Source organism: Lachnoclostridium sp., assembly GCF_031997925.1.
GTDB lineage: Bacteria > Bacillota > Clostridia > Lachnospirales > Lachnospiraceae > Lachnoclostridium.
On the sequence record NZ_DAMADT010000038.1, the window covers coordinates 23,211 to 32,629 of the forward strand.

Sequence of the window (9,419 nt, forward strand, 5' to 3'; positions counted from 1 at the left end):
CGATGTTTTATGAAATGGATTGCAGTTGTTTGCCTTCGGTACGACTGGTAGATCGTACAACGATTGATCCTCCTTACATCCATAGAAGGAGGAAGGCAAACGAGTATATTCTATATCTAATTATAAAAGGAACTATGTATCTGGAGGAAGGCGGTAAAAAATTAGAATTGATCCCAGGTGATATGTACATATTGGATCCGATGTATGAACACGTTGGAACCCGTGCCTCCTGGTGTGAATATTATTATATACATTTTACACATCCAGCTTTGATAAAACTTCAGGATGAGGGAATTATTCTGTGGAACAGGTTGGCAAAGAAAAGAGGGAGGGCATTACAGAGTAATAAGTATAGCTACGATCTGTGTGGAGATACAAGACTGTACCTCCCTAGGTATTACAACTTAGCCTATTATAGTAGTCTGTTACAAGTAGAAGGACTTTTTAATGAAGCAAGAAAATACAATGAGAATCAGATGGAGTATTATAAGACTTTATGTGGATCTAAAATACTTGAGGCTATTATTCTAATTTCTAGAAGCTATACTTCTACTAAGGTGTTTACACAGGTGCAGTCTCTTCCAAAGTCCTATCCAGTTGTGGAAGAGTTATTAACTTTTTTAAATGAAGAATATGTAAAAAAAATTACCAGTAACCTTTTGGAAGAGAAATTTAACCGTAATTTTGATTATATGAACCGCGTTTTTAAGCAGGTAACAGGTACAACCATCTTTCGATATCTGACAAGAGTGAGAATAAACCGTGCGGAAATGCTTATGCAGAATGCTACTCTGACAATGGCGGAAATCGGGGAACAGTCCGGTTTTTCAGATGAATATTATTTTAGTCGCGTGTTTAAGAAAAAAACCGGAGAGGCCCCTAGTGGATATTTAAAAAACAGTATGAAATCAAATCTTTTTACGAATCCATTTACTAATATGGAAGCGAAAGAAGAGGAGTATGTGGAATAGTTCATCCATACCGATGGCAAGGAACTGTCGAATGGATTTTTATTCAATAAGTAAGAAGGTAGAGTATGTACTATTCGATAATAAGTACACTATCTTTCAAGCCGTCCGCGGATACAGTAAGGGTAATAGGCGTATGGCTTATTTTACGAATATATATAATTAATTTTCCATTTAGAGTATGCCTAGTGGCTAAAGAATAGGGTGTATTATCGGCGAGATCTCCATTTTCTAGACCTAAAATTTCACCACCACCTTCGACTTTAGCTTCTAGAAGAACGCGAGCATCTGGAACAGTAATACCTTTTGCATCGGTAATGGAAACTTCTACTTGGAGAATGTCCTTAGCTGCATCTTCGTCCCAGTTATGGAGGATTATTGACGATGGGGTAGAGGCAGTTGTTAGGAAACAGGAAAGGTCTGATTCTGAATCCGTTTGATACCCAATTGCATGGATGATACCCGCTTCATATGGTAAAACACATTCAAAATAGCCAAAGGAAGTTTTGTGTTCTAGAGTCTGTAGCAAACGTCCATTGATAGATAAGGTGACTTTAGGAAGATTGGTATATACCCTGACTAGTACGTTGCTACCATCTTCATAGTTCCAACGATTGGTCATGTCTTTCCATTCATCATAATTTCCATCAGCTAGAGCTGTGAAAAGGTGGATAACTGGCTCGGTACTCCAGAGAGAGCGACGCATATAGTAACCAGACTTTTCAAAGCCAGCAAGAGTTAAGAGACCAGCACTGGAACCGTGTATAGGCCATCCATGCGCTTCTCCTAAGTAATCGATACCAGTCCATAAGAATTGTCCGGAGATAAATGGATGAGAGATAACAGATTGCCATGCGGCATAACTGTGGCTATTTTCGCTTCCTAAGAATGGTTTCTGTGGAAAGCGTGCATGGTCCTGAACGTAATATTCTTCTTTATAGTTGTATCCTACTACATCTAGGGTATCAAAAAATCCAATTTGTGAGGAAAGCTCAGGGAAGGCAGCTGCCAGGGTGACTGGCCTTGTTGTATCTTCCGTTCTAACAATTGCAGTTAGTTTGGCTGCCAGAACAGAAAGTCTTTCTGCGTTTGGTCTGTTTGGACTATATATACGTTCTTCTTCAGGCTTGCCAGCGTCATTATTGCCAGCAACAACAGCAAAAAGAGGGTGGCAGTAAGGGTCGTTTGGGTAATCAATTTCATTGCCGATGCTCCATAAAATAACGCTAGGATGGCGTCGGTCCCGACGAACCATGGCTTTTAAATCTTCTTCATGCCAACTAGGAAAATCCTCAAAATAACCTTGGTGCTTCGGAGGATATACGTTGTGTCCGGTGGACCATTTATTTTTAGCATTTTCCCATTCGTCAAAAGCTTCATCCATCATAAGAAAGCCCATCTCATCACATAGGTCGTACAGTTCCGGCATATGAGGATTGTGGCTACAGCGGATGGCGTTACAGCCCATTTCTTTCAGTTTTATGAGTCTACGCTTCCAGACCTCTTTATGCATGGCGGCTCCTAATACACCTCCATCATGATGAACACAGACTCCTTTTAACTTGGTCTCTTTCTTGTTTAGGAAGAATCCTTTATCTGGATCGAAGAAAATGCTACGGATACCGGCTTTAAGGGAAGAAATACGGTAATTTGAACCATTTTCCAAAGTGAGGTATGTATTTAAATCATAAAGATATGGTGTTTTAGGGGACCATAGATTAGGTTGATCTACAAGGCCATTTAATAGAATCTGTCTGGTTTCCCCCGGAGAAAAAGTTTCTTCCGATTTAAGAGATAAGACACAAGTACCGTCCGGAGTGGAAAGTATACTTTCTATTTGCAGATGTTGTGAGGCATTAGAGTCATTACAGATTTCATGTAAAATTTCAATATGAGCGCTCACCTCATCCACTCTAAGTGTAGTAAAAAAGATGCCATTTTCCTTCACATGGACTGGTTCTTCTACTAGAAGGGTTACCTTCCTAGTAATGCCAGATCCTGTGAACCAACGGGAATCTGCAAGATCCATATGAGATACTTTAAGGCTTAGGACATTTTCTTCTTCCCCAAAATGGGCAAAAGAGGAGATGTCATAAGAAAAGGTGGAATAGCCGTTAGGACGTTTCCCAAGATAATAGCTGTTACACCATACCTGACTGTTTTTATACACCCCGTCGAAAATTACTGATATTTGCTTGCCTATGTATTCCTTTGGTAGTTTAAAGTGAGTACGGTACCATCCGATGCCGCCTGCAAGATAACCGGTACCGCTTGAAAACTCCCGTGAAAATGGCATAGTTACGGACCAGTCGTGTGGTAAGGTGATGGATTGCCAATTAGAGTCGTTAAAGCCTTTGTACCATGCGTCTTGTGAATCTCCATAACAGAATTTCCAATCTTTGTTTAATGGAATATGAGTTGTATCCATGTTTACCTCCTATGAATTGTTAATACATAAAATTAAGATTTCGTAGCTATTTTTAGTATACAGAAGTTTGGGGGGATAACAATGGATAATAAAGATAATATTTGGACTTTGGAGACTTTTACAAAGGAGCCGCTTAATTTTGGAAAGGAATAATCTATGGAATACCGTTTAAATAAAATTGATTCACCGGTTTATGTCAAAAGGCTATTTTTTCTGTGTTGGCTAGTGTATTGTACTTCTTATCTTGGTCGATTGAATTATTCCGCAGCCATGACGGTCATGATAAAAGAAAATGTCTTGGATTCTTCACAGGCAGGGTTTATTAGTATGTTATATTTTTTTGCCTATGGTATTGGTCAGATGGTGAATGGTTTCCTAGGCGATAGGATTGATCCTAAAAAGATGATTCTAATTGGAATAGGTGTGTCCGCGGTTGCCAATGCCTGCATGGGACTAGCGGGAGGCTTTTTGGTTATGGCACTAATCTGGGGGATAAATGGTTATTTTCAATCCATGATTTGGGCGCCAATTATCCGAATATTTGCGGAGATGTTAAACGAAAATAATAAGATAAACTGCAGTGTAAACATTTCGTCTTCCGGTGTAGTAGGAACCTTACTTTCTTATCTTCTGTCAGCGATATTGATTGCTAGACTCCATTGGAAATTTGTTTTTTTTGTGGCATCAATCCTGCTTTTTCTTGTAGCGATTGTATTTTGGTTTGGATTTCAGTCCGTCCTAACATTTTCAAATAGGAATTTAGAAGCAAAGGGTGATGAAACTAGAGTAGATAAGGAGCAAATAAAAAAACAGGCGGGGCAAAGGACTGATTTTAAGACAATCCTTTTTTGCTCGGAAATTCTATTTATTATGATTCCGATTATTATACATGGAGTATTAAAGGATGGTGTCACGGCGTGGGTACCAACTTATATCAGTTCAAGTTTTGGGCTAGCACCATCTTTTTCTATACTGATTACGACTGTACTTCCGATTGTAAATTTAGCTGGTGCTTATGTAGGATGGGCTATATACAGGAGAATGAAAGAGAATATTGCAAAATCCAACATGGTATTCTTTGTTGGGTCGCTAGCCTCACTTATCCTACTTCTAGTCTTTGGCAGGGTTTCCGTTATCCTAACAGTAGCACTTCTTGCAATAATCACATCATCCATGATGGCAGTTAATACATTATCGATTAGTGTTTATCCACTGAGATTCGAAAAAGATGGAAGAGTTTCTAGCGTTTCTGGATTTTTAAATGCCATGGCATACATAGGAACTGCAATCTCTACTTTTGCTATTGGACTTATTGTAAAATATAGAGGTTGGGAGGTTACCATAATTACATGGCTGGTCATGACTGTGATAGCGTCAGCGATCTGTTTCATGGCAGTGAAAAAATTAGAGGTAAGTAAAATTTCAAAAGTAACAAATAATAAAGAGGAGAGGAATGAGAAATGAAAATTCAATATCTAGGAACTGCAGCAGCAGAAGGATGGCCAGCGGTGTTCTGCAAGTGTGAAGCTTGCAAAAGAGCTACAAAGCTTGGAGGAAAGGATATAAGGACTAGATCCCAGGCATTGATTGATGGAAAGTTACTCATTGACTTCCCACCGGATGCGTATTGGCACGCTATAACATATCAGTTTTACCTTGGGGATATCGAAAGTCTTCTTGTTACGCACTCCCACCAAGACCATTTTTATCCGTTGGAACTAATTTTACGGGGAAGTCCATATGCCCATGAGCAAAATGGCTGTTTGACCATATATGGGAACAGCAATGTGAAACGCTTATATGAGATTGCTCTTGCAGAAGAAAATGACTGCCCTGACATCTCAGAAGCGGTATCGTTTCAGAAAGTCGAACCTATGAAGTCATTTACTACAAAAGAGGGGTATCAGGTTACACCACTTCCAGCAATACATAAAGAAAATGAGCGATGCTTGATTTATCTAATAGAAAAGGGTGGGATACGTATATTTTATGGAAATGACTCCGGATTCTACCCAGAGGAAGTATGGGCTTATTTAAAAGGTATTCATCTAGATTTAATCAGCCTTGACAGTACCATGGGTAATTTTTCAGGTGGAACCGGTCATATGGGAATAGCAGAAAATATTCGAGCATATGAGCGATTTAAGGAGATTGGATGTGTAGACGAAACGACGAAAGTGGTAGTGAACCATTTTTCTCATAATGGGCAACTTTCCCATAGTGAATTGGAAGAGATGGTGAAGCCATATGGATTTCTTGTAGCATATGATGGGTTGGTAATCGAAGCTTAAGTTGGCACCGAATATAGTAGGAGGAAGAGTGAAAGATTTTTAATCTTTCACTCACCAAGTTTGTGCTGCGACAAACTTGAGCCATAAGCTGCTCCTAAAAAACAGTCGCAGCATGGAGGCTAAAAATGAAGAAGATTATTGTATTATTCAAAACTCACTTAGATGTGGGATTTACAGATTTTTCACAAAAAATCATTGATGATTATATTAACTTGTACATACCAAATGCCATAAAACTAGCGAAAGAGTTACATGGGAAGGAAGAACGATTTATTTGGACAGTAGGTTCATGGATACTTGAGAGGTATTTGAAAGATAGTAATGATAAGAACTTGCTAATCGACGCTATCAATAGCGGAGATGTTAGATGGCATGGTTTACCATTTACTACACATACTGAGCTGATGAGCCCGGAACTTTTTCAGTATGGATTAAGTATATCTAAAAAATTAGATGCAGAATTTGGTGTACAAACAGTTGCGGCAAAGATGACAGACGTTCCAGGACACACAAAGGCGATCATACCTTATATGGCACAAGCAGGAATTAAATTTTTACATATTGGTGTAAATTCTGCATCTACAAGGCCTAATGTACCTAAATTATTTAGGTGGTTAAGTCAAACAGGAGAAGAAATTGTTGTGATGTACAATGATAGTTATGGCGAGTTAACAGCGATAGGGGAAAGTGGAGTATCGGTTTATTTCGCTCATACAGGAGATAATCAAGGACCACAATCGATAGATCAAATAAATGAAATTTATGCAGAGTTGCACGAGAAGTATCCTGGTGCGAAAATAGAAGCGGGTACTTTAGAAGATGTTGCTCAAGTGGCACTAAAAGAAAAGTTACCGGTTATTTCTTCGGAAATTGGAGATACATGGATACATGGAGTAGGAACAGATCCTAAAAAGATTAGTCAATATAGAGCACTATTAAGATTGAAAGATTCCTTGCCAGAAAAAGAGATGCATAAGATATACGATAATATATTGCTGATTCCTGAGCATACTTGGGGATTGGATGAAAAGATTCACCTGGGGGAAAAAACGGACGATGGATTTATCCTTGGTGAACACAATTACTTTAAAAGAGCTGAATTTGAAAGCATACGCAGTACAGCTAAGTTTCAAAAAATGGAACAATCATGGGAAGAACAAAGAGGCTATATTAACAGCGCAATAGATAGCTTATCAGGCGATTCACGACTTATTGCAGAACAGGCAATACAACAATATAAATGGTCAGATACGAGCTTTGAGGGGTATATAGAATGCACTTCGTATCAAGATATTCTGCTTCAAGGTTATTGTATTTCAGTAAATGAGAATGGCGCTATTGATAAGATGGTGAAAAACGGTAGGGTGATTGCTGACAGTAACCATTTGTTAGGTTCTTTTATTTATGAAGTGTTTTCACGTAATGAATATCTTCGTTACAATAAACAATATGTAATTAGTACAGAATGGTGGGCCCTTGAAGATTTTGATAAGATAGGGGAGGAAAAGGCAATCGAGGAATATCAAAGTTTTGTGCCGAAATTAGCTAAGGTATTCACAAAAAACAATATGCTTCTAATTGAAATGAAAATGCCACCAGTAGCAGTTGAGTTATATGGTGGCGCAGAAAAGTTGATGATGCATATTACTTTTCATGAGAACACAGTGGAGTTTGATTTTGCTTGGTTTGGTAAAAAAGCGAATCGAATTGCAGAAGGATTATGGTTAGGTTTTAATCCAAATGAAAAATTAACCAGCATACACAAAATGGGTCAATGGATATCACCGCTTGAAATAGTTGAGAATGGAAATAAACATATGCATGCAGTCGATAAAGGCGTTGAGTTTGGCGATATTGAAATAACCACATTAGACACAGCATTGGTCAACATAGGTAAACCATCTCTATTAAATTTTAATAATGAGACACCAATAGTAACCGATGGGGTTTACTTTAATCTATTTAATAATGTTTGGGGCACGAACTTCCCGATGTGGTATGAAGATGATGCAAGGTTTCGTTTCATTATAAACTTATAAAAATACGACATTAAAATAATGCATAATAAATAGTGAGTATTTGAATTTGTAAAAATGATATGGATTAGTTACTTTCTATGTTTTCTCTTGTATTCCGTAGATAATAATTTTGTGATTCTTTTCAATGACAGGGGAAAATGACTAGATGAAGATAATTCAATGACTAGATGAAGATAATTCAATGACTAGATGAAGATAATTCAATAACTAGATGAAAGATAATTCAATAATTTGTGAAATTGATAAAAGAGAGTAGTTTGTGCTTACGAGCAGATACTACTCTCTTCAATCTGAGCGTTCTTTGAAAAGACTTTCTACGCTAATGGGATTCGAAGTCTATGAGTATATTTCCTGCCAAGTGGTTATACATCAGAAATAACGTTATTCATAAAAGGTAAATTGTATATTACGACATGATAATGTTCAAAAAATTAAAAAAAATCAAAAAATTCAAAAAAAGAACTTGCATTTTCTTTTTTCCTGTAGTATTATATTAAATGTAACAAGGCTCGTTGGTCAAGCGGTTAAGACGCCGCCCTCTCACGGCGGAAACAGGGGTTCGATTCCCCTACGAGCTGTTAAATCAAAAAGTTAAAAAAACTAATTGATTTTTAATTAAGTATATAGTATAATACAAATGTTGTATGGCTCGTTGGTCAAGCGGTTAAGACGCCGCCCTCTCACGGCGGAAACAGGGGTTCGATTCCCCTACGAGCTGCTATTAATATTGAACTTAAAAAACCCTAAAATGCTTGGAATCCAGTGATTTCAGGTATTTAGGGTTTTTTGTTTTTACACATAATTATTGTTTTACGGTGTTTCAAGGTCTTTAAAAGCCTTTAAAAGCCTTTAAAGCCTTTCGCGGTCTTAGATAAGGGTAGTAAACAAGGGTAGTGAATAAGGGTAGTGAATAAGGGTAGTAAGCAAATAGCTAAAAACAAGGGTATAAATCTGACTAAGCAAGGGTAGTAAAATAAATTAACAAGGGTAGTAAATTAGTTTAACAATGGTATTTCACCAAATGAAGTTTTAAATCCTCAATATATCTTAAGGGAGTGCTGATATGGCAAGAGCTAAAAGTAAACCACGGTAGAATAAATAGAGGAAGTAAAGTCATTCATTCATCATAAGTCTTTAGAATTAAAAGATTTACAATCACAACTTGAAGAGTTGTATCTTCAGAAGAAAGAAGAAGATAAAGAATCAATATACCAGAAGATGTTATCAAACGGTCTATCTGTGGACGAGCATTGGGATTAATAAAAACAAATTAATAAGAGTAATAAAATAGGACAGAAGAGAACTTTTAATGGTCTCAACTGTCCTAAATTATTAAATAATTTTATTGTTGTACTCATTTATTTGTATGTGATTAATACCAGTCCTTGTATGATAATAAACATTGTTTGCCTTATATGTATTAAGTGGCTTTATCATATTATTTCTCACTATTACATTAGAACAAATTCCATCTTTGGTATTCATAGCATTAACTTGCGCTCCACTTTTATCGTAACTGTAAGTATTATTGTTTATTAAAACAAATCTAGCAAAATATTCAGAATAACAATCTTCTATAGTTACGTTGTTCATCGCAGTAAGATGAATTGCACATCCTGTATTATTTTCTTTATCTCCAAAAAATTTGCATCCTTTGATGGTTATATTATCATGAAATTTATTTACTGGCTGA

At 37.0% G+C, this 9,419-nt stretch carries 6 protein-coding genes and 2 tRNA genes; 6 read left to right on the forward strand and 2 right to left on the reverse strand.

The genetic code is table 11. From position 1 onward, the window contains the following. Positions 1–2: 2 nt before the first annotated feature. Positions 3–971: an AraC family transcriptional regulator gene (locus RTP52_RS17965; protein WP_312372770.1), complete on the forward strand. Its 969-nt coding sequence runs from the start codon at positions 3–5 to the stop codon at positions 969–971. A gap of 70 nt (positions 972–1,041) precedes the next feature. Here the strand turns inward: RTP52_RS17965 and RTP52_RS17970 are convergent, their stop codons facing one another. After that, complete coding sequence (locus RTP52_RS17970; RefSeq protein WP_312372771.1) at positions 1,042–3,396, reverse strand: glycoside hydrolase family 2 TIM barrel-domain containing protein; 2,355 nt, start codon at positions 3,394–3,396, stop codon at positions 1,042–1,044. 156 nt (positions 3,397–3,552) lie between these two features. On the opposite strand from RTP52_RS17970, the gene RTP52_RS17975 reads away from it, so the two are divergent. The 5 genes from RTP52_RS17975 (at position 3,553) to RTP52_RS17995 (ending at position 8,444) form a co-directional block, all read left to right on the forward strand. Next, a complete protein-coding gene (locus RTP52_RS17975; protein ID WP_312372772.1) occupies positions 3,553–4,860 on the forward strand; it encodes an MFS transporter in 1,308 nt (435 codons plus the stop codon). Continuing rightward, entirely contained in the window at positions 4,857–5,687 is an 831-nt protein-coding gene (locus RTP52_RS17980) for an MBL fold metallo-hydrolase (RefSeq protein ID WP_312372773.1), read from the forward strand. The genes RTP52_RS17975 and RTP52_RS17980 overlap by 4 nt, the downstream gene beginning before the upstream one ends. Before the next feature lie 125 nt (positions 5,688–5,812). Further along, positions 5,813–7,726 (forward strand): DUF5054 domain-containing protein, encoded by a 1,914-nt coding sequence (locus RTP52_RS17985; RefSeq protein WP_312372774.1) that lies wholly within the window; start codon positions 5,813–5,815, stop codon positions 7,724–7,726. A gap of 506 nt (positions 7,727–8,232) precedes the next feature. Beyond that, a tRNA-Glu gene (locus RTP52_RS17990) sits at positions 8,233–8,304 on the forward strand. 68 nt (positions 8,305–8,372) lie between these two features. After that, positions 8,373–8,444: transfer RNA gene (locus tag RTP52_RS17995), tRNA-Glu, on the forward strand. 614 nt (positions 8,445–9,058) lie between these two features. On the opposite strand, the gene RTP52_RS18000 is transcribed toward RTP52_RS17995, so the two are convergent. Beyond that, positions 9,059–9,419 (reverse strand): hypothetical protein (locus tag RTP52_RS18000; RefSeq protein WP_312372775.1); only part of this gene is annotated, 361 nt, incomplete at its 5' end.